The 18,883-nt window shown below is 67.6% G+C and carries 17 protein-coding genes; 8 read left to right on the forward strand and 9 right to left on the reverse strand.

Going from position 1 to position 18,883, the window contains the following annotated elements; all coding sequences use genetic code 11:
- The first annotated feature begins 6 nt into the window (after window positions 1–6).
- Both boxB and boxA read left to right on the forward strand, forming a co-directional pair.
- Entirely contained in the window at window positions 7–1,434 is a 1,428-nt protein-coding gene (boxB, locus tag IAE24_RS02845; RefSeq protein ID WP_012202013.1) for a benzoyl-CoA 2,3-epoxidase subunit BoxB, read from the forward strand.
- 26 nt (window positions 1,435–1,460) lie between these two features.
- Window positions 1,461–2,780 carry a benzoyl-CoA 2,3-epoxidase subunit BoxA gene (gene boxA / locus IAE24_RS02850; RefSeq protein WP_199958683.1) on the forward strand — a complete coding sequence of 440 codons (1,320 nt, stop codon included), beginning with the start codon at window positions 1,461–1,463 and terminating at the stop codon, window positions 2,778–2,780.
- On the opposite strand, the gene IAE24_RS02855 is transcribed toward boxA, so the two are convergent.
- The gene (locus tag IAE24_RS02855) at window positions 2,774–3,547 is read right to left on the reverse strand and encodes an aspartate/glutamate racemase family protein (RefSeq protein WP_071957011.1); all 774 of its coding nucleotides are present in this window, start codon (window positions 3,545–3,547) and stop codon (window positions 2,774–2,776) included. The two genes, boxA and IAE24_RS02855, sit on opposite strands and share 7 nt — an antisense overlap.
- Before the next feature lie 14 nt (window positions 3,548–3,561).
- Window positions 3,562–4,443, reverse strand: coding sequence for an amino acid ABC transporter substrate-binding protein (locus IAE24_RS02860; RefSeq protein ID WP_012202010.1), 882 nt, complete (start codon window positions 4,441–4,443; stop codon window positions 3,562–3,564).
- 222 nt (window positions 4,444–4,665) lie between these two features.
- On the opposite strand from IAE24_RS02860, the gene IAE24_RS02865 reads away from it, so the two are divergent.
- Window positions 4,666–5,901 carry a D-amino acid dehydrogenase gene (locus tag IAE24_RS02865; protein ID WP_199958674.1) on the forward strand — a complete coding sequence of 412 codons (1,236 nt, stop codon included), beginning with the start codon at window positions 4,666–4,668 and terminating at the stop codon, window positions 5,899–5,901.
- Between the two features lie 19 nt (window positions 5,902–5,920).
- On the opposite strand, the gene IAE24_RS02870 is transcribed toward IAE24_RS02865, so the two are convergent.
- The 4 genes from IAE24_RS02870 to IAE24_RS02885 form a co-directional block, all read right to left on the reverse strand.
- On the reverse strand, window positions 5,921–6,541 hold the full coding sequence (locus tag IAE24_RS02870; protein WP_199958672.1) for a hypothetical protein: 621 nt from the start codon (window positions 6,539–6,541) through the stop codon (window positions 5,921–5,923).
- 49 nt (window positions 6,542–6,590) lie between these two features.
- Window positions 6,591–7,523, reverse strand: coding sequence for a hypothetical protein (locus IAE24_RS02875; RefSeq protein WP_199958670.1), 933 nt, complete (start codon window positions 7,521–7,523; stop codon window positions 6,591–6,593).
- Window positions 7,524–7,690: 167 nt separating this feature from the next.
- A complete protein-coding gene (locus IAE24_RS02880) occupies window positions 7,691–8,596 on the reverse strand; it encodes a LysR substrate-binding domain-containing protein (RefSeq protein WP_012202007.1) in 906 nt (301 codons plus the stop codon).
- Window positions 8,597–8,649: 53 nt separating this feature from the next.
- Window positions 8,650–9,222: a cob(I)yrinic acid a,c-diamide adenosyltransferase gene (locus tag IAE24_RS02885; protein ID WP_013799980.1), complete on the reverse strand. Its 573-nt coding sequence runs from the start codon at window positions 9,220–9,222 to the stop codon at window positions 8,650–8,652.
- A 181-nt stretch (window positions 9,223–9,403) separates the two neighbouring features.
- Between IAE24_RS02885 and IAE24_RS02890 the strand changes: the two genes are divergently transcribed.
- Together IAE24_RS02890 and IAE24_RS02895 are read left to right on the forward strand one after the other, a co-directional pair.
- On the forward strand, window positions 9,404–9,763 hold the full coding sequence (locus IAE24_RS02890; protein WP_199958668.1) for an EF-hand domain-containing protein: 360 nt from the start codon (window positions 9,404–9,406) through the stop codon (window positions 9,761–9,763).
- A gap of 82 nt (window positions 9,764–9,845) precedes the next feature.
- Window positions 9,846–11,270 (forward strand): FAD-binding oxidoreductase, encoded by a 1,425-nt coding sequence (locus IAE24_RS02895; RefSeq protein ID WP_013799978.1) that lies wholly within the window; start codon window positions 9,846–9,848, stop codon window positions 11,268–11,270.
- Here the strand turns inward: IAE24_RS02895 and IAE24_RS02900 are convergent.
- Window positions 11,260–12,165, reverse strand: a complete 906-nt coding sequence (locus IAE24_RS02900) for a LysR family transcriptional regulator (protein ID WP_047217545.1) — start codon at window positions 12,163–12,165, stop codon at window positions 11,260–11,262. The genes IAE24_RS02895 and IAE24_RS02900 overlap by 11 nt on opposite strands.
- 129 nt (window positions 12,166–12,294) lie before the next feature.
- Here IAE24_RS02900 and IAE24_RS02905 point away from each other — a divergent pair, with 129 nt between their 5' ends.
- A complete protein-coding gene (locus IAE24_RS02905; protein ID WP_199958666.1) occupies window positions 12,295–13,503 on the forward strand; it encodes a CaiB/BaiF CoA transferase family protein in 1,209 nt (402 codons plus the stop codon).
- A gap of 71 nt (window positions 13,504–13,574) precedes the next feature.
- Window positions 13,575–14,576, forward strand: coding sequence for a Bug family tripartite tricarboxylate transporter substrate binding protein (locus IAE24_RS02910; RefSeq protein ID WP_013799975.1), 1,002 nt, complete (start codon window positions 13,575–13,577; stop codon window positions 14,574–14,576).
- A 454-nt stretch (window positions 14,577–15,030) separates the two neighbouring features.
- Here IAE24_RS02910 and IAE24_RS02915 read toward each other — a convergent pair whose 3' ends face one another.
- Together IAE24_RS02915 and IAE24_RS02920 are read right to left on the reverse strand one after the other, a co-directional pair.
- Complete coding sequence (locus IAE24_RS02915) at window positions 15,031–16,320, reverse strand: M20/M25/M40 family metallo-hydrolase (RefSeq protein ID WP_012202000.1); 1,290 nt, start codon at window positions 16,318–16,320, stop codon at window positions 15,031–15,033.
- 157 nt (window positions 16,321–16,477) lie between these two features.
- The gene (locus IAE24_RS02920) at window positions 16,478–17,752 is read right to left on the reverse strand and encodes an MFS transporter (RefSeq protein ID WP_043795639.1); all 1,275 of its coding nucleotides are present in this window, start codon (window positions 17,750–17,752) and stop codon (window positions 16,478–16,480) included.
- A 65-nt stretch (window positions 17,753–17,817) separates the two neighbouring features.
- Between IAE24_RS02920 and IAE24_RS02925 the strand changes: the two genes are divergently transcribed.
- Window positions 17,818–18,840: an AraC family transcriptional regulator gene (locus IAE24_RS02925; RefSeq protein ID WP_199958663.1), complete on the forward strand. Its 1,023-nt coding sequence runs from the start codon at window positions 17,818–17,820 to the stop codon at window positions 18,838–18,840.
- Window positions 18,841–18,883: the final 43 nt, after the last annotated feature.

An 18,883-nucleotide genomic window follows, 5' to 3' on the forward strand; every position in this document is an offset into this window, starting at 1 on the left:
CCCCCCATGAGCGCCATCAACTACAGCGAGAAGATCCCCAACAACGTCAACCTCGGCGAAGACCGCACCCTGCAGCGCGCGCTGGAGAGCTGGCAGCCCAACTTCCTGAACTGGTGGGGCGACGTGGGCCCCGAAGGCTCCACCGACTACGACGTCTACCTGCGCACCGCCATCAGCGTGGACCCCCAGGGCTGGGCCCAGTTCGGCCACGTGAAGATGCGCGACTACCGCTGGGGCATCTTCCTGAACCCGGCCGAGGCCGACCGCAAGGTGCACTTCGGCGACCACGCGGGCGAGAAGGCCTGGCAGGACGTGCCCGGCGAGCACCGCGCCAACCTGCGCCGCATCATCGTCACCCAGGGCGACACCGAGCCCGCCTCGGTGGAGCAGCAGCGCCACCTGGGCCTGACCGCGCCGTCCATGTACGACCTGCGCAACCTGTTCCAGGTCAACGTGGAGGAAGGCCGCCACCTGTGGGCCATGGTCTACCTGCTGCACAAGCATTTCGGCCGCGACGGCCGCGAGGAGGCCGAGGCCCTGCTGGAGCGCCAGTCCGGCGACGAGAACAACCCGCGCATCCTGGGCGCCTTCAACGAGAAGACGCCCGACTGGCTGTCCTTCTTCATGTTCACCTACTTCACCGACCGCGACGGCAAGTTCCAGCTGGCCGCGCTGGCCGAAAGCGCCTTCGACCCGCTGGCGCGCACCACCAAGTTCATGCTGACCGAGGAGGCCCACCACATGTTCGTGGGCGAGTCCGGTGTCTCGCGCGTGCTGCAGCGCACCTGCCAGGTCATGAACGAGCTGCGCACCGACGACGTGGGCCGCCTGCGCGCGGCCGGCGTGATCGACCTGCCCACTCTGCAGCGCTACCTGAACTTCCACTACAGCGTGACCATCGACCTGTTCGGCGCCGACCAGTCCAGCAATGCCGCCACCTTCTACAGCAGCGGCCTCAAGGGCCGCTACGAGGAAGGCAAGCGCGCGGACGACCACCGCCTGCACGACCAGCACTACAAGGTGCTGGAAGTGGTGGACGGCAGGCTGCAGGAAAAGGAAGTACCCATGCTCAACGCGCTCAACGAGGTGCTGCGCGACGACTACATCAAGGACTCCAACGCGGGCGTGGGCCGCTGGAACAAGGTCATGGAAAAGGCCGGCATCGATTTCCGCCTCACCGTGCCGCACAAGGCCTTCAACCGCCAGATCGGCGCGCTGGCCGGCGTGCGCATGAGCCCCGACGGCCGCGTGGTCAGCGAGCAGGAATGGCGCATGCGCGAGGGCGAATGGCTGCCCACGGACGCCGACCGCGCGTTCGTCGCCTCGCTCATGGGCCGCTGCGTGGAGCCGGGCCAGTTCGCGGGCTGGATCGCGCCGCCGGTCATGGGCATCAACCGCCAGCCCGTGGATTTCGAATACGTGCGCTTCAACTGAAGCGCCGCGCCAGCAGGGAGTCGCCCATGACAGTCGCCTTGGTAGAACACGGCATCCTCACCCAGCACCTGATCGACCCGGAGATCTGCATACGCTGCAACACCTGCGAGGCGACCTGCCCCGTGGGCGCCATCACGCACGATGACCGCAACTACGTGGTCCTGGCCGAGCAGTGCAACGGCTGCATGGACTGCGTCTCGCCCTGCCCTACGGGCGCCATCGACAACTGGCGCAAGGTGCCGCTGGCAAGCGCCTATCCCGTGGCCGAGCAGCTGCTCTGGGACGAGCTGCCCGAGGAGCTGCCGCCTGAGGCGCTGGTTCAGGCACAGGACACAGGGGACGCACCTGCCGCCGAGGACCTGAGCCAGGCCCAGGCCGTGATCGCGGCGGCCGCCACGCGCGGTGCGGATGCGGCCCGGCCCGACGACCAGGCCGATACCCAGATGTTGCGCAGCGCCAGCTACGGCGCCACCGTGCCGCCCTGGTCAGCCGCCCATCCGTACACCAACCTGCATGGTCCCAGAAGCCCCGTCACGGCGACCGTGGTCGGAAACCTCAACTGCACGGAGGCGGGATTCGACAGCGAGACCCACCACATCGTGCTGGACTTCGGCAGCCAGCCGTTCCCCGTGCTCGAAGGCCAGTCCATCGCCGTCATCGCACCCGGCACCGATGCCCAGGGCCGCCCGCATGTGGCGCGCCAGTACTCGGTGGCCAGTGCGCGCAATGGCGAGCGGCCCGGCTACAACAACCTGGCGCTGACCGTGAAACGCGTCACCCAGGACCACCAGGGCCGCCCCGTGCGCGGCGTGGCCAGCAACTACCTGTGCGACGCACGCATCGGCGACAGGGTCCAGGTCATAGGCCCGTTCGGCCAGTCGTTCCTGATGCCCAACCATCCCCGCTCGCACATCGTGATGATCTGCACGGGCACGGGCAGCGCCCCCATGCGCGCCATGACCGAATGGCGCAGGCGGCTGCGCAAGAGCGGCAGGTTCGAGGGCGGCAAGCTCATGCTGTTCTTCGGCGCACGCACGCCGCAGGAGCTGCCCTACTTCGGCCCGCTGCAAAGCCTGCCGCGCGACTTCATCGACAACAACCTGGCCTTCTCGCGCGTGGCCGGCCAGCCCCGGCGCTACGTGCAGGACCTGCTGCGCGAACGTGCGGCCGACCTGGCGGCCCTGCTGCGCGACGACAACGCGCACTTCTACGTCTGCGGGCTCAAGAGCATGGAGGAAGGCGTGGTGCTGGCACTGCGCGACGTGGCGCAGCAAGCCGGGCTGGACTGGGAACAGATCGGTACACGCCTCAAGCGCGAAGGCCGGCTGCACCTCGAGACTTACTGAAGCCGGTGGGTCTCCCGGACCTGTCCATAGGCATCGCCGGCCAGGGCCTGGGCCAGGATCCAGGCCGGGTCCACCAGCTCAGCACCGCGCGCCAGCGGCGACTGCGGCAGGGCCAGCGGGATCTCGGTGCAGCCCATGATCACGGGCACATCGCCATGGCGCTGCAGCAGCGGCGCCAGCACCTCGCCAAAGCAGCGCGCGGCCAGGTCCATGTCGCCCTGCTTGACGCCGTCGTAGATGCCCTGCATGAGCCGCGCGCGGCCCTGTGCATCGGGCTGCAGCGCGGTAATGCCGCACTCGGCCAGTGCCGCGTCGTACAGGCCGCTGTCATAGGTGCCCTGCGTGGCCAGCACGATGGCCTGCTGCGCGCCGCCGGCCTGCAGGTGCAGGGCGGCCTGGCGCGCGATGTGCAGCACATGCAGCTGCGGAAAAAGCGCCTGCAGCTGCCCATGCCAGGCATGGGCCGTGTTGCAGGCCAGGGCCACGCTGCGCACGCCCAGCGCCGCCATGCGGCCCACGCCCTGCAGCAGGTGCTGGGCCGGCCCCGTGGGCGACTGCGGGTCCGCGCGCAGCGCGGCGCTGCGGTCGGGCATGGGCAGCTGCACCAGCCAGTGCTCGGGATAGGCCTGGTCATGCACGGGCAGGCCCTGCTGCTGCAGGTGCGCCGTGCAGGCCTGCACGAACAGGCGCACGAAATCCGCGCCTGCGGCCGGACCCATGCCCCCGAGAATGCCCACCGCGCGCGGGGGCTGAAGCTGCTGCTGCATGCTGCGATCCGAAATCAAAAAGCGGGTTTGTCGCTGAGGTCCTGCAGGTTTTTCTGCAATTGCTCGCTCATCGGCAGGCCCAGGGCCACGTTCCTCGGGGCAATGGGCTGCATGAACCACTTGTCATACAGCCTGGCGAACGCGCCCGACTTCATCATGTCGCCGATCACGCCATCGACCAGCTGCTTGAACTGGGGATCGTCCTTGCGCAACATGCAGGCATAGGGCTCGACCTGCAGCGAGTCGGCCACCACCTCGAAGTCCCCGGGGTTCTTGGCCGTGGGGATCAGGCCGAAGAGCAGGATGTCGTCCATGCCGAAGGCCGCGGCGCGGTCGTTCTCCACCAGCAGGAAGCCGTCCGCATGGTCCTTGGCCATGACGATGTTCATGCCCCAGGCCTTGTCGGCATTGGCCTTGCGCAGCACCTGCAGGTTGGTGGTTCCCGTGGTGATGGCCACGGTCTTGTCCTTGAGGTCGGCGTAGTTTTTGATGCCCGAGCTCTTCTTCACCAGCAGCCGCGTGCCCGTGTAGAAATGGTTGATGGCAAAGGCCACCTCCTTGCCGCGCACCGTGTTGTTGGTGGTCGAGCCGCATTCCAGGTCGATGGTGCCGTTGGCCAGCAGCGGCATGCGGTTCTGCGAGGTCACGGCCTGCCACTGCACCTTCAGATCGGGTCGGTTCACCGCTTTCTTCACGGCCTCGGCCACGGCCTGGGACATCTCCACCGTCATGCCGATGGGCTTGCCGTTGTCCAGGTAGCTGAAGGGCACTGAGGACTCGCGGTAGGCCAGCGTGATGCGGCCGCTGTCGCGCACCTTGGCCAGCGTGTCGGCATGGGCCGCAGCCAGGCCTCCCAGGGCCAGGGCCGCGCACAGCGCGGTGGTGTGAAGTTGCATGCTTGTCTCCTCGTCTTTGGTGGATGTGCAGCCAGTGTAGGAAGGGCTGCGGCCTTTGCGGAATGACAATATCGGGCCGGTCCATGCCCGCCGGTTATGGGCTGTCGCCCTGCCCTGAGCAGCAGCCGCCGGCCATAACCTGCGTGCATGGCCCGTGTGCCAAATGCCATGGCCCGGCCTGCCGCGCGCGGCCTACAGTGCGGCTGCATGGAGAAACGATCAATGCATGTCTGCATCGTGGGCGCCGGCATCGTCGGCCTGGCAACGGCCTGGGCGCTGCAGCAGGCAGGCCACCGCATCACCGTGCTGGACCGCGCACCGGGCCCCGCCCAGGGCGCCAGCGGCGGCAATGGCGCGCAGCTGAGCTATTCCTACGTGCAGCCGCTGGCCGATCCCGGCATCTGGAAGATGCTGCCCCGCCTGCTGCTGCAAAAGGATTCGCCGCTGGCCTTCCGCCTGCGCGCCGACCCCGCGCAATGGGCCTGGGGACTGCGCTTTCTGGGCGCCTGCAATGCCCATGCCTCGGCCGAAGGCACGCGCGCCCTGCTGGCCCTGGCCGCCGAAAGCCGCCAGGCCTTCGAGTCGCTCCAGGCCGACGAAGCACTGGCCTGCGACCTGCACACGCCGGGCAAGCTGGTGCTCTACCCCACCCAGCAGACGCTGGATGCCGCCGCGCAGCAGGTGGCACTGCAGGCGGGCCTGGGTGGCGCGCCGCAGCGCATCGTCAACGCTGCCGAAGTGGCGCGCATCGAACCCGCGCTCGCCCGCTACGCCCAGCGCATTGCAGGCGCCGTACACACGCCCAGCGAGGCCGCAGCCGACTGCCGCCTGCTGTGCGAACAACTGGCCGCCCGGCTCACCGCACGCGGCGCCGAACTGCGCTACGGCGTGGAGCTGCAGGGCTTCGAGCGCGAAGGCGACGCCATCACCGGCCTGCGCACCGCCGCAGGCCCGTTGCCGCTGCATGCCGACCACTACGTGCTGGCCAGCGGCTGGGAAAGCGCGGTCCACGCGCGCCAGCTGGGCCTGCGCATTCCCGTCTACCCGCTCAAGGGCTACAGCATCACCGCCGATGCCGCCGCGCAGCTGCCGCACGCCGCGCCCCGGGTCAGCGTCACCGACACCGCACGCAAGGTCGTCTTCGCACGCATCGGCGAACGCCTGCGCGTGGCCGGCATGGTGGAGATCGTGGGCCGGGACACGCGCACCGACCCGCGCCGCATCGCCAGCCTGCGCCGCTCCACGCAGGAGGTCTTCGCCGCCCTGCCGCTGGACGGCGACCTGCACCCCTGGACCGGCATGCGACCCGCCACACCCACCGGCCTGCCCCTCACCGGCCGCCAGCGCGGCGGTCCGCGCAACCTGTGGCTGCAGACAGGGCATGGCGCGCTGGGGCTGACGCTGGCGTTCGGGTCGGCGCAGAGGCTGGTGGGACAGATGGAGGCGGGCGATCTGTAGGACCCGGTCCCGCAGCCACCTATGTCATGTCGCCGCTCAATCTCCGTACGAGTTGCCAGTCGTCCTTGGACCAGCCATGTCGGGCATCCACCGACATGGCTGCGGCGCCAATCAAGGCAAGCCAACCGCTGGCCTCCACACGTCGCAACGGCTCCCATGTCGGCCGCTGGGCTATTTGCTGCCAATCCGAACCATGGCAACCAGTGCACTTTGTCAGCGTGTCATCAGGCCGGAGTGGTTCGACCGTGACCGTCCCTGTCGGCACTTCACCCCATTCAGCGATAAGCGTCTCCAGCGAAACCGTTGAAGGCACGCCGCCTCGACCCAAAAACCACTTGAGAAAGCGCTCCCAGAGCGAAACATCGGGCGGCGCATTCCGTGAGTCGGTGTCGCGCGCTTTAAGCCAAGCGTCGTGAGACATTATGTTGGCGTAGACCACCAAAATGCATCTGCTGGATCCTGCCTGACAGATGGTCACCGTATCTCCACGCTTCCATTGTCCAATCGACAACGATGAGTTGACCGTCCCCAAGATAAATTTAGCAATATCGGCATCGTTCCAACCGCGCGGATCTTCTTGGGTGTCGGATACGCCACGCCAACTCGCGGCAATGAGCAGTGCGGCAAGCGCGATGATCACCAGTGAGCGCCACGTTTCGGAGAGGCGTGGTGAGATTGATGTTGTCTGACTAGCCACCACAGCATCTCCTCACTAGCTCCTGAGCCATATCAGTCGCACGCTGGCGCCCTTCCGGCGGCACCCGCTGGTCTATGCTCTGAAGCAAATTGGCTTGCAAGGACACATCGCCGCTGGCTTTGGCATTGGCATATAAGTAGGCCCATACCTCGGCCGGCCGCGGCTCTCCCCATGTGGGGTTGTATCGGATGGAGGCCATCATGATCAGCGCATCGACATAGCCTCGGTCGATCAGGGCATTGAGGTAGGCCAGGGTGGTGCGCCGGAATTCGTCGAGGCGCTCTGGGTCCTTCATCACATGCTCCAGATCACGGGTCCAGTAGGCCCCCCCGTAATTCATCATGCTCTGGGGATCGCCCTGGGCCGCTAGCAGGGCGGTCCATTCATCTGCCCTGGCATATGCGTCCTCGGGAAGCTCACCGCAGCCGGGCCGCGCCTTGGCCCCTTCCTCACGCAGCAGCGTCTGGGCCATCGCATGTCCTTCAGGATCGGAAGCCGGGGAAGCCCACTGCGCCATGCGCCCGTAGAGGGACACCATCCAGCAACGCTCCAATGCCTTGTGGAGTTTGGCGACTTCGCCGGCCTGGTCCAGCGTGACCTCGCTGCGGGCAAGCCGGTTGTACAGAATCTCCGCCGATGCATCCACGACAACGGCAGGAAACGCCTTGGCTCGAGGTGCAGTGGGGGGCGCCACCGGCACGGGCGCCGGTACGGAAGCGATCGCCGGTGGAGCGGAAGTTTCAGTTGCTGGCGCAGCAGGCCTGGAAGCTTGCGCAGGTGGCTTGGTTGCGCTCACCTGTACATGCCTGACCTCAGGCGCTGGTTCGGCAAAAAAGATGAGCGCCAGCCCGCCGGCAAAGGCAAGAGCAGCGCATGCCCAGGCAACGACCTGCCAGCGCGGACGCAAAGCTCCTGAATTTCTCATGACCCTCCTTCATGACGATGCAGTTGTCAGATCCCGGGTAATGATTGTGAATAATTCTCATTAGCAAATCAATCGATCATGAGAATTCAATTGAATTTGACAATCGATCGTGCCAATGACCACGGCGCATCAGCCGCAGTCCAGCAGGCATGCTTGTATGAACGGCCTCAACCAGCCAGCAACTCGCGCAAGGCCTTGCGCATTTCCTCGGTCATTGCCCGCGCCAGCACCGACCCCGGCCGCTGGGGCAGGCTGAGTGCATTCACACCCACCGTGATGCGCGGCAGCAGGGGGACGACATGGACCTTGCGGCGGTCGGCGGCCAGGGCGGTGCAGCCGTCCATGATGGCGGCGCCCAGGCCGTACTCGGCCATGGACAGGGCCGCGTGGTAGGTCTGCACGGTGACCACGGGCGACAGGCCCACGCCGTGCTCGCGGCAGGCCTGGCCCAGGCGCATGCCCAGCGGGTCGCGCGCATCGAGAGCGACCACGGGCAACTCGGCCAGGTCCTTGAGCTCCATGCCCTCTTCGCGCACGCGCGAGGGCGGCAGCAGGCCCTTGGGCAGCACGCAGAACATGTCCACCTCGGCCAGCAGTTCATGCTCCAGCGCGGGCTGGCCCACGGAGCTGATGACGAAGCCCACGTCGGCCTCCTGCAGCAGCAGGGCCGAGACCACCTGGGGGGTGTGCAGCGCCTGCACATGGACCTGCACCTGGGGGTGGCGGCGCCGAAATCCGGCCACGGCGCGCGGCAGCACCTCGCGGCTGAGCGCGAAGACAGTGAGCACCGTCAGCCGGTCCGCCGCCTGGCCATGGCGCAGGTTGTCGGCCAGGCGCTGGACCTCGTCGAGCTGCTCGAACAGCTTCTCGATGTGGGGGAACAGCGCCAGCGCCTCATTGGTCGGCGTGAGCCGCCCGCGTGCGCGCTGGAACAGCGCAAAGCCCAGCTGCAGCTCCGCGTGCTGCAGGGTGCGGCTGACGGCCGGCTGGGTGATGTTGATCAGCCGTGCGGCAGCGCTGACGCTGCCGGTCTGCATGACGGCATTGAAGACCTCGATGTGGCGCAGGCGCATGGGCCGTCCTAAACGCGGGATTGGCGCGGGATTGGCGCGGGATTAGCGCAGGTTCATTCTTCGGCGGACTGCGCGCGGGCCATCCGCTCGCTCTTCCAGTAGACGTCGTCGCCGCCATCCATGCGGTTGAGCACGCGCGCCAGCACGAACAGCAGGTCCGACAGGCGGTTCAGGTATTGGCGCGGCGCGGGCCGCATGGCCTCGCCCTGCTCCAGCGCCACCACCATGCGCTCGGCGCGGCGTGCCACCGTGCGGCAGACATGGGCCTGGGCCGCTGCGCGGCTGCCGGCCGGCAGGATGAATTCCTGCAGCCGGGGCAGCTGCGCGTTGTAGTGGGCCAGCGCTTCGTCGAGCTGCAGCAGGGCGTCGTCCTTGAGCAGTTCATAGCCGGGAATGGACAGCTCGCCACCGAGGTTGAACAGCTGGTGCTGCACATCGACCAGCAGCTCGCGCACGTCGTCGGGCAGGGCCTCGCACAGCAGCAGGCCGATGTGGGAATTGAGCTCGTCCACATCGCCCATGGCGTGCGGGCGGCCGCTGTTCTTGGAGACGCGCGTGTTGTCGCCCAGGCCCGTGCTGCCGTCGTCTCCGGTGCGCGTGGCGATCTGTGTCAAACGGTTGCCCATGGGCGTTCTCCTTGGCGGTGCGGGGGTGGAAAGCCGGACCCGTAACGGCCCAACACCCAATTGTGCGTTACAGGCGGCACGCAAATGTTGTAGCAGGCAACAGCCGGCAAAAGTGCTGGCCCTGCTGCGCTGCAACAGGTGGAATGCAGTCATGTTCCACGTTCGACAAGGAGTTCGACATATGACCTCTCAACTGCGCAAAGTCTCTGGTTTTGAAATCCGCAGCGTGATGTTGTTCGCGGCCATTTCGCTGGGCAGCGTCACTGCCATGGCGCAGGCTCCGTCCGCAGCACCGCAGCCGACGTTTGGCGGCGGCTCGGCAGCAGGCGTGCAATCTGCGCCAGCACCCGCAGCACCAGCGGGCGGCGCCAACGAGGTGCAAGCCGCATTCGACCGCGCCGACACCAACCGGGACGGCAAGCTGAGCAAGAAGGAGGCCGAGGCCCTGCCCGCCGTGAGCAGCAATTTCGCGCAGATCGATGCCGACAAGAACGGATCGCTGTCGCGCGATGAATTCAGCAAGGCTGTCCAGCCGCGCTGACACCCGGATGCCTGGCGGCTGACCCACACGGTTGGGCGGCAGGGCCGGTGGTATTCTTTCCAGTTCCCCCTGGAGAACACCGATGAACGCCCCTGTCGCCCCCGTCCGCCTGCAGCCTGACTTCGCTCAGCGCCCCATCCCCGAAGCCTTCCTCCAAGCCCTGGCCCAGCGTTTCGGCGCCCAGTGCTCCACGGCTTTGGCGGTGCGCGAACAGCACGGCCGCGACGAGGGCGCCATCCAGGCGCCCCCGCCTGCGGCCGTGGTCTTTGCCGAAAGCACGCAGGACGTGCAGGACGCGCTGAAGCTGGCCGACCAGCATGCCGTGCCGGTCATCCCCTACGGCGCGGGCTCCTCGCTCGAAGGCCATCTGCTGGCCGTCGAAGGCGGCATCAGCCTGGACCTGAGCCGCATGAACCGCATTCTCTCGGTCAACACCGAGGACCTGACGGTCACCGTGCAGCCCGGCATCACGCGCAAGCAGCTCAACGATGCCATCAAGGACACGGGCTTCTTCTTCCCCATCGATCCCGGCGCCGATGCCTCCATCGGCGGCATGACCGCCACGCGCGCCAGCGGCACCAATGCCGTGCGCTACGGCACCATGCGCGAGAACGTGCTGGCGTTGGAACTGGTCACGGCCAGCGGCGAGCTGATGCGCACCGGCACGCGCGCCAAGAAAAGCAGCGCGGGCTACGACCTCACGCGCCTGATCGTGGGCAGCGAAGGCACGCTGGGCGTGGTCACCGAGATCACGGTGCGCCTGTACCCGCTGCCCGAGGCCGTGAGCGCGGCCATCTGCTCCTTCCCCAGCATCGAGGCCGCCGTGCGCACGGTGATCCAGACCATCCAGATGGGCGTGCCTATTGCCCGCGTGGAGCTGGTGGATGTGAACTCGGTGCGCATGGTCAATGCCTACAGCAAGCTCACGCTGCGCGAGGAGCCCATGCTGCTGATGGAGTTCCACGGCTCGCCCACGGGCGTGAAGGAGCAGGCCGAGATGGTGCAGGACATTGCGGGCGAGTTCGGCGGCAATGCCTTCGAATGGGCCGAGCGTCCCGAGGACCGCACGCGATTGTTCACGGCCCGCCACAACGCCTATTTCGCGGCTGTCTCCAGCCGCCCCGGCTGCCGCTGCATCACCACCGATGCCTGCGTGCCCATCAGCCGCCTGGCCGATGCGCTGCTGGACTCGGTGCGCGAGGCCGATGACAGCGGCATTCCCTACTTCCTCGTCGGCCATGTGGGCGACGGCAACTTCCACTTCGGCTACCTGATCGACCCGGACAACGAGGACGAGCGCTCGCGCGCCGAGCAGCTCAACCACCAGCTGGTGTCGCGCTCCATTGCGCTGGGCGGCACCTGCACGGGCGAGCATGGCGTGGGCATCCACAAGATGGATTTCCTGCGCGAGGAAGCCGGCGACGGTGCGGTGCAGATGATGCGCTCCATCAAGCAGGCGCTGGACCCGAAGAACATCCTGAACCCCGGCAAGATCTTCAGCCTCTGAGTCCCTCCGCCGCGGCCTTCTCGCGCAGGAAGTCGATCAGCGTGGTGATGGCCCGCGTCTGGTAGTGGGATGGCATGTACAGCAGGTACTGGCGCGTGGCCAGAAAGTCCAGGCTGCCGGGCGGCAGCGGCAGGCGCTCAAGCGCGCCGCTGGCCAGTTCGGCCGCCACCATGTAGCGCGGCACCACGGCCACGCCCAGGCCCTGCAGCACGGCATCGCGCAGGAAATGGAAGTTGGGCGACATCAGGCGCGGGCGTATGCGCAGCTCGGTGGGCCGGGCGCCGTTCATGCCCGCCGTGCGCAGCTTCTGGCCCGTGAGCGCCGAGGTGATCAGCGGCACGCGCTTGAGCGCCAGCAGCGAGTCGGGATGGCCATGCGCCGCCAGGAACTGCGGCGTGGCGCAGGCCTCGTAGAGCACGTCGCCGAGCTTGCAGGCCACCAGGCTTTCGGGCGGCTCGGTCATCACGCGCACGGCAAAGTCCACGGCGCCCTGCATCAGGTCCTCGATGTCGTTGTCGAAGATCACCTCCAGCGTGATGCCCGGGTGCATGCGCATGAACTCCGTCAGCCAGCCCGACATCTGCAGCTGGCCATAGCCGCTGGGCACGCTCAGCCGAACGGTGCCCTGCAGGCTCTGGCCCAGGCTGTCCACCGACTCGTCCGCCGCCATGGCTTCCTGGCGTATCGCGCGTCCATGCGCGTACAGGCGCAGGCCCAGCTCGGTGGGTTCGACCTGGCGCGTGGTGCGGCGCAGCAGCTGCTGGCCGATCTGGCGCTCGAACTGGTTGAGCCGGTGGCTGACGTTGGCACGGCTCATGCCCAGGCGCACGGCGGCGCGGCTCAGGTTGCCGGCTTCGATGATGTCCACCAGCAGGGACAGTCCGCCCAGATCCATTGTCAAACCTCAGTACACACAATGTCCATTTTTTAGCACGATTGTCAAAGTCCATAAACGAATGAAGAATGCGGGCCTGCCCGGGCATCACCGGCCCGTTGCGGTTTTCGTGGTTCGACAAGGTTTCGCATGAGTGCTCTCCCCTCTTCCCTGCCGCTGGACGGCGTGCGCGTCCTGGATCTTTCGCGCGTGCTGGCCGGCCCCATGTGCGCCATGGCGCTGGCCGACCTGGGCGCCGATGTCGTCAAGGTCGAGCACCCGGGCCGCGGCGACGACACGCGCGACTGGGGCGTGCGCGTGGGCCAGCGCAACACCTCCTACTTCAACAGCGCCAACCGCAACAAGCGCTCGGTCACGCTGGACCTGCAGGCCGAAGAGGGCCTGCGCATCGCACGCGAGCTGGCGGCCGACAGCGACGTGGTCATACAGAACTTCAAGGTCGGCGGCGCCGAGAAGCTGGGGCTGGGCTACGAGCAGCTGTCGCAGCTGAACCCGCGCCTGGTGTACTGCTCCATCTCGGGCTACTCGCGCAGCGGCCCCGAGGCCACGCGGCCCGGCTACGACCTGGTGGTGCAGGGCGAGTCCGGCATCATGGCCATGAACGGCGAGCAGGGCCAGGGTCCGCTGAAGTTCGGCGTGGCCGCCGTGGACATGTTCACGGGCATGTACTCGGCCCAGGCCATCCTGGCGGCGCTCTACGAGCGCGAGCGCAGCGGGCGCGGCCGTCATGTGCAGATGGCCCTGTACGACTGCGGCCTGATGATCACCAGCTACTACGGCATGGAGACCTTGCTCAAGGCAGGCGACCCGCCCAAGTTCGGCAACGCCCATCCGTCCATCGTGCCCTACGGCGTGTTCGAGGCGGCCGACGGCCCGCTGGTCATCACCGTGGGCAACAACGGCCAGTTCCAGCGCTTTTGCACCGACGTCATCGCCAAGCCCGAGTGGGCCGCCGACGAGCGCTTTGCCACCAATACCGCACGCTCGGCAAACCGCGATCTGCTGATGCCGCTGGTGCAGGCCGAGCTGCTGCGCTTCACGCGCGCCCAGCTGCTCGAATGCCTGACGGCCGCACAGATTCCCTGCGGCGAGGTGCTGGGCCTGTTCGAGGCCCTGAACTCGCAGCGCACGGCCGACGCCGGCCTGCTGCACCGCTTCGAGGACAGCGAGGCCGGCAGCCAGTCCGTGCTGGCCCCGCCCTATGCGCTGGACGGCCAGCGCCTGCCCGTGCGCCGCCCGCCGCCGCACCAGGGCGAACACACCGACGAGGTGCTGCAGCAGCGCCTGGGCCTGGACGAACAGGCCCGCGCCGCACTGCGCGCCAAAAACATCATCTGAGAGCGCGCAGACGTTCCCACCCAGACCGCTCCACGGCTCTCATTTCCACCCCTTCCCGCTTGAGGAGACATATGACTTCCACCCCCTTCCAGGCCTCGCGCCGCCAGATCCTTTCCGCCGCCTGCGCCACCGCCATCGCCACGCTGGCCCCCGCCGCCCGGGCCCAGAGCCAGTGGCCCGACAAGCTGATCAAGCTGACCGTGGCCTTCCCGCCCGGCGGCCCCACCGACACGGCCGCGCGCATCGTCGCGCAGCGCCTGACCGAGCGCCTGGGCCAGACCATCGTCATCGACAACCGCCCTGGCGCCTCGGGCTCGGTGGGCACGGCGGCCTTCATCAAGTCGCAGCCCGACGGCTACTCGCTGTCCATGTTCGGCATGCCCGCGCTGCTGGCGCCCATGCTGTTCAACAACAACCTGTACGACGTGCGCAAGGACTTCCTGCCCGTGGCCACGGTCTATGACCTGCCCATGGCCATCGTCATCAACCCGCGCGAGCTGCCGGACGTGACCAACCTGCAGCAGCTGATCGAGCACGCCAAGAAGGCCAAGCCCGCGCTGAACTACACCAGCTCGGGCACGGGCAGCTTCGGCCACCTGTCCATGGAGCAGCTCAAGGACCTGGGCGGCTTCGACATGCAGCACGTGCCCTACCGCGGCAGCGCGCCGGCCGTGACCGACCTGATCGGCGGCCAGATCGCCGTGATGTTCGCCGACGTGGTCGCGGCCCTGCCCCACATCCAGGCCGGCAAGCTGCGCGCCATTGCCGTCAGCTCGCAAAAGGCCAAGCAGCTGCTGCCGAACGTGAAGTCTGTGGCCGAGCAGGGCTTCCCCGGCTTCGACGCCGACACCTGGGGCGGCCTGATCGCCCCGCTGAACACGCCGCCCGCCGTGGTCCAGCGCCTGAACCAGGAGCTCAAGCTCATCCTGGCCGAGCCCGAGCTGCAAAAGAAGATGCTGGCCGCAGGCGCCATCGCCACCTACCAGGACGGCGCGGCCATGAAGGCGCGCCTGAATGCCGACTTCACGCGCTGGAGCAAGATCGCCAAGGACAAGAACATCTCTTCGCAGTAAAGAACACAGAGCGCCCCACGATGCGCCTTCAGGGCATGCCGCAAGGCATGCCCTTTTTTACCGACGCCTGCTGTTCACTCCCGTATGGCCGCGCCTGTGGCGTGGTGGTTGCGGGGTTGCAGTCCTGCCGAAGGACAGAACTGCTTCGTCAACTGACTCGCTGCGGTTGTCTGAGCGGAGTTCACGCAGTGAATGCAGCGAGTTCCGCAGCGAACCCCGCAACCGCCACGACGCAGGTTGCCCCGTAGCGAAGCGCAGGGGTCGCGGACGTCCGGGTCGCCTTCTTTGACCTGACCTTTCTTGGCGAATCAAGAAAGGGCCGTCGGCCGCCGGGCCGAGACCCGGCCTCGAAAAACAACCTCCCGGCAGGGTCAGAAAAAGCGACTCAAGCCAACGTCTGCTACGGCTTGACGCATGGGGTGCTGCCGCTCCTGAGAAGCCCGGGAGCCGACGCTTACTTGGAAAGATCCATGATCATGCGCGTGGCAAGGTACAGGCGCGGCACGATGGTGTTCAGCTGCACATACTCCGCATCATTGGAGTGCGCACCGTAGCCGCTCAGGCCAAAGCCCTCGATGACCGCACCCTTGGCCTTGAGCGCCGCAAACGCCGCGTCGGTGCCGCCGCCCGTGGCCTTTTCCATCACGCTCATCTTCAGGCCCAGCTCATCGCTGTAGATGGTCTGCGCCTGTTTGGCCAGGCTGCGCGAGGCCTCGTTGGCCTCCAGCGGCGGGCGACGCACCTCGAACTTGAGCTGCACCTTGCTGGCGTCCAGCAGCTTGTGGCCCACCTTGGCCTGCATGGCCTGCTCCAGCGCCGTGAAGTCGGCCACGCGCAGCGCGCGGGCGTCGGCCTGGGCCGTGGCCTCGGCGGGAATGACGTTGCGGTTGGTGCCGGCCTTGGCCACGGTCCAGTTGAGCTTGAGGCCGGTCTCGGGCTTGGACAGGTCCTTCATCTGCAGCAGCTGGTGCGACAGCTCGTACAGCGCGTTCACGCCGTCCTCGGGCTTGGCGCCCGCGTGCGAGGCCTTGCCCTCGACCTTGAGGTAGGCCGCGCCGATGCCGCTGGTGGCCAGGCGCACGCCGCCGTCGGTGCCGCCGCCTTCGAACGAGAAGACCGCATCCTGCTCGGCGCCCATGCGCGTGATGGTGCTGCGCGCGCCGGGCGAGCTGATTTCCTCGTCGCTGTTCATCAGCACGGTCAGCGTGCCGTAGTTGTCGAAGCCCAGCTGGCGCAGCATGGCCACGGTGTGCAGGATCAGGGCCACGCCCTGCTTGTCGTCGGCAATGCCCAGGCCGTAGGCGCGCTCGCCGTCGATGCGAAACGGCTGGTCCTTGAGCATGCCGCGCAGGTAGACCGTGTCCATGTGGGCGATCAGCATGATGCGGCTGGTGCCCTTGCCCTTGAACTCGGCATGCACCATGGGACCGATCTTCTCGGGCGTGTCACCCAGCCGGTAGACGTCGGTGGGCTGCAGGATCTCGACCTTGCCGCCCTGCTCGCGCAGCTTGCCGGCCACATAGTTGGCGATCTGCTCCACGCCCTCCATGTCCTTGCTGCCCGACTCGATGTGCACCAGGTCGCGCAGCGTGTCCAGCAAGGGCTGCTGGTGCTTTTGCGCCAGCGCCTGGATATCGGCCTTGGGCGCAGCCAGGGCACTGCCGGACAGGCCGGCCATGGCAAGGGCCAGCGCCAGCGGGGCGCTGCGGAACATGAGGGAAAGCGGTGCGAAGGCGGAACGCATGGACAGGTCTCCTGTGTTGAAAAAGTTGTGCCTGCACGATAGCAGGCGCCGCGCAGGGCGCACGCAATTGCCGTGCCTGTTTTGCCCATCTCACCGCCCAAAGCAAAGGCCCCGCAAGCCTTGGCCTGCGGGGCCTTGTGGGGAGCGAGACCCGGGATCAGCCCGCGCTCAGCGCCATGCCGCCCTTCTTGCTCACGCCATCGCCCACGACCACGGCCGACACCACGCTCAGCACCAGGGCAATGGCCGATCCGTAGAACACGCCGTGGCTCATGCCGTGGTCCAGCATGTAGCCGAACACCGGCGCGGCCAGGCAAAAGCCCAGGTCCAGGCCCGAATACACCGTGCCATAGACGCGACCGGTGGCGCCGGGGGGCGCGGCGCGCTTGATCAGCATGTCGCGCGAGGGACCGGCCAGGCCCGTTCCCAGGCCCGCGATGGAGGCCACGGCCACGGCCGCCATGGCCGGCAGCCAGCCCGTGCCGACCAGAAACAGCGCAACGCCCGAGCCCAGCATGCAGATGGAAATCACCTTCTCCAGCCGCTGCACGCGGCCCACGAGGAAGCCGCCGGCCAGCATGCCTGCCGCGCCGCAGAGCATGTAGCCCGTGACGATCAGCGCCGTCACGCTCAGCGGCAGTCCGTACATGGACTGCATGGCGGGGCTGGCAAAGCTCTGGATGGCGCTGAGCGCGCAGGTGCTCCAGAAGAAGAACGAGAAGCACAGCCAGACCGAGGGCAGCTTCAGGAAGGCCATGGGATGCTCCTGCGGCACGGCGGCTGCAGCGGCGCGCGCCGCGGGGGCCTGGGCATCGGCCGCACGGTCGTCCAGCGCCTCGCGGTTGAGCACCATGATGGTGAGGATGACGGCGGCCAGGGCCGCGCCGCACAGGCAGGCCAGGCGCCACGAGCCCGTGGCCGTGGTGATGCCCGCCATGAACAGCGGCGCCAGCGCCCAGCCGATATTGCCCGACAGGCCGTGCACCGAGAACGCATGGCCGATGCGCTTGGCCGACACGCGCTTGTTGAGGATGGTGAAGTCCACCGGGTGGAAGGGCGCATTGCCCAGGCCCGCGAAGAAGGCTGCCAGCAGCAGCATTCCATAGCCCTGTGCCAGGCTGGCGACCACGCCCGCCACGGTGAAGCTGCCCAGCGCCGCAAACAGAATGGGGCGCGCGCCGAAGCGGTCCACGGCAAAGCCGGCCATGGCCTGTCCCACGCCGGAGACCACGAAGAACAGCGACACCATCACGCTGAGTTCGGCATAGCTGTAGCCGAACTCGGCGATCAGCCACGGGAACAGCGGCGGCAGCAGCAGGTGGAAGAAATGCGAGGAACCATGCGCCAGGCCGATCAGGCCGATGGTGCGCACATCGCTGCGCAGCGGGTCCGGAGCCACGGCGTCCGGCATGGAAGAAGAAGAGGCGGTCATGGGCCGCATCTTAGGCAGCAGCGTTTCGTCTTGTATGCGATAGTCTGCCAACTTCTGTCGCAAACATGCCAAAGCCTGTCTCCACGCCCGGCACCCCTGCCCACACCCCTGCCCACACCCTTGCCGACACCCTGCCCAGCGCCTGCCCCGCAGCCGCACTGCGGTCGGTGCGCAGGGCCCGGCCGATGGAGCCGGTGGAGGCCTTGCATCCTCACCTGTTCGTGCCCACGCCCCAGCGCCCCGTGCGCGCCAAGCAGCACCGCCTGTCGGCACGCACGCGCGTCATACCGCACAGCCACAGCTGGGCACAGATCGCCATCTCGCTGGACGGTGTGCTGCACCTGTCGGCCCCCCAGGGCACGCTGATCGCACCACCCTCCAAGGCCGTGTGGATTCCGCCCGGCCTGGTCCACGCGGTGGCTATGGTCGAGGAAGCCGATCTCGTCTCCATCTACGTGCTGCAGGACGATCCGGCCCAGGGTCCCGTACTGCCGGACCTCCCGCCCTGCGGCGTGGCCTGCAACCCGCAGGACTGGGCACGCTGCCGCGTGCTGGAGGTTTCGCCGCTGATGCGCGAGCTGATCACGGCCCTGCCCAAGCAAAGCGATGACCAGCCCGCACCCGACGCCGCCACCCTGCAGCGCGAGCACCATCTGAGCGCCCTGCTGCTGGAAGAGCTTCGCCGGGCCAGCGAAGTCCACCTTGGCGTGAACATGCCCCAGGACAAACGGCTGCGCATGCTCTGCGAGGCCGTGGTGGCCGACCCCACCCAGCACGAGAGCCTGGCCGACTGGGCTGCAGACACCGGCGCCAGCCCGCGCACCGTGGCTCGGCTGTTCCAGCAGCAGCTGGGCTGCAGCTTCACCACCTGGCGCCAGCAAGTCGTGCTGGCCCACGGCCTGAGCCTGGCCGCGCGCGGCCTGCCCATACAGCAGATCGCGGCCGAGCTGGGCTACAGCCCCAGCGCCTTCAGCGCCATGGTGCACCGCACGGTGGGCATGCCTCCGGCACGGTTCTTCGGGCAGCAGGCCGGCTCCGCTGCCCACAGGGTCGGAACAGGCGCTGTATCGCGGCCGACCATGGAATGACAGGGAACCATCGCCTCTTCGCGATAGCTGATCCGATATAGGG

This window comes from Delftia sp. S65 (assembly GCF_016516495.1).
In the GTDB taxonomy this organism is placed as follows: Bacteria; Pseudomonadota; Gammaproteobacteria; order Burkholderiales; family Burkholderiaceae_C; genus Comamonas; species Comamonas acidovorans.

Bases quoted from the DNA above. Each gene is read 5' to 3' on its own strand.
- boxB (WP_012202013.1), top strand. From the start codon at position 7: ATGAGCGCCATCAACTACAGCGAGAAGATCCCCAACAACGTCAACCTC.
- boxA (WP_199958683.1), top strand. From the start codon at position 1,461: ATGACAGTCGCCTTGGTAGAACACGGCATCCTCACCCAGCACCTGATC.
- IAE24_RS02855 (WP_071957011.1), bottom strand. From the start codon at position 3,547: ATGCAGCAGCAGCTTCAGCCCCCGCGCGCGGTGGGCATTCTCGGGGGC.
- IAE24_RS02860 (WP_012202010.1), bottom strand. From the start codon at position 4,443: ATGCAACTTCACACCACCGCGCTGTGCGCGGCCCTGGCCCTGGGAGGC.
- IAE24_RS02865 (WP_199958674.1), top strand. From the start codon at position 4,666: ATGCATGTCTGCATCGTGGGCGCCGGCATCGTCGGCCTGGCAACGGCC.
- IAE24_RS02875 (WP_199958670.1), bottom strand. From the start codon at position 7,523: ATGAGAAATTCAGGAGCTTTGCGTCCGCGCTGGCAGGTCGTTGCCTGG.
- IAE24_RS02880 (WP_012202007.1), bottom strand. From the start codon at position 8,596: ATGCGCCTGCGCCACATCGAGGTCTTCAATGCCGTCATGCAGACCGGC.
- IAE24_RS02885 (WP_013799980.1), bottom strand. From the start codon at position 9,222: ATGGGCAACCGTTTGACACAGATCGCCACGCGCACCGGAGACGACGGC.
- IAE24_RS02890 (WP_199958668.1), top strand. From the start codon at position 9,404: ATGACCTCTCAACTGCGCAAAGTCTCTGGTTTTGAAATCCGCAGCGTG.
- IAE24_RS02895 (WP_013799978.1), top strand. From the start codon at position 9,846: ATGAACGCCCCTGTCGCCCCCGTCCGCCTGCAGCCTGACTTCGCTCAG.
- IAE24_RS02900 (WP_047217545.1), bottom strand. From the start codon at position 12,165: ATGGATCTGGGCGGACTGTCCCTGCTGGTGGACATCATCGAAGCCGGC.
- IAE24_RS02905 (WP_199958666.1), top strand. From the start codon at position 12,295: ATGAGTGCTCTCCCCTCTTCCCTGCCGCTGGACGGCGTGCGCGTCCTG.
- IAE24_RS02910 (WP_013799975.1), top strand. From the start codon at position 13,575: ATGACTTCCACCCCCTTCCAGGCCTCGCGCCGCCAGATCCTTTCCGCC.
- IAE24_RS02915 (WP_012202000.1), bottom strand. From the start codon at position 16,320: ATGCGTTCCGCCTTCGCACCGCTTTCCCTCATGTTCCGCAGCGCCCCG.
- IAE24_RS02920 (WP_043795639.1), bottom strand. From the start codon at position 17,752: ATGACCGCCTCTTCTTCTTCCATGCCGGACGCCGTGGCTCCGGACCCG.
- IAE24_RS02925 (WP_199958663.1), top strand. From the start codon at position 17,818: ATGCCAAAGCCTGTCTCCACGCCCGGCACCCCTGCCCACACCCCTGCC.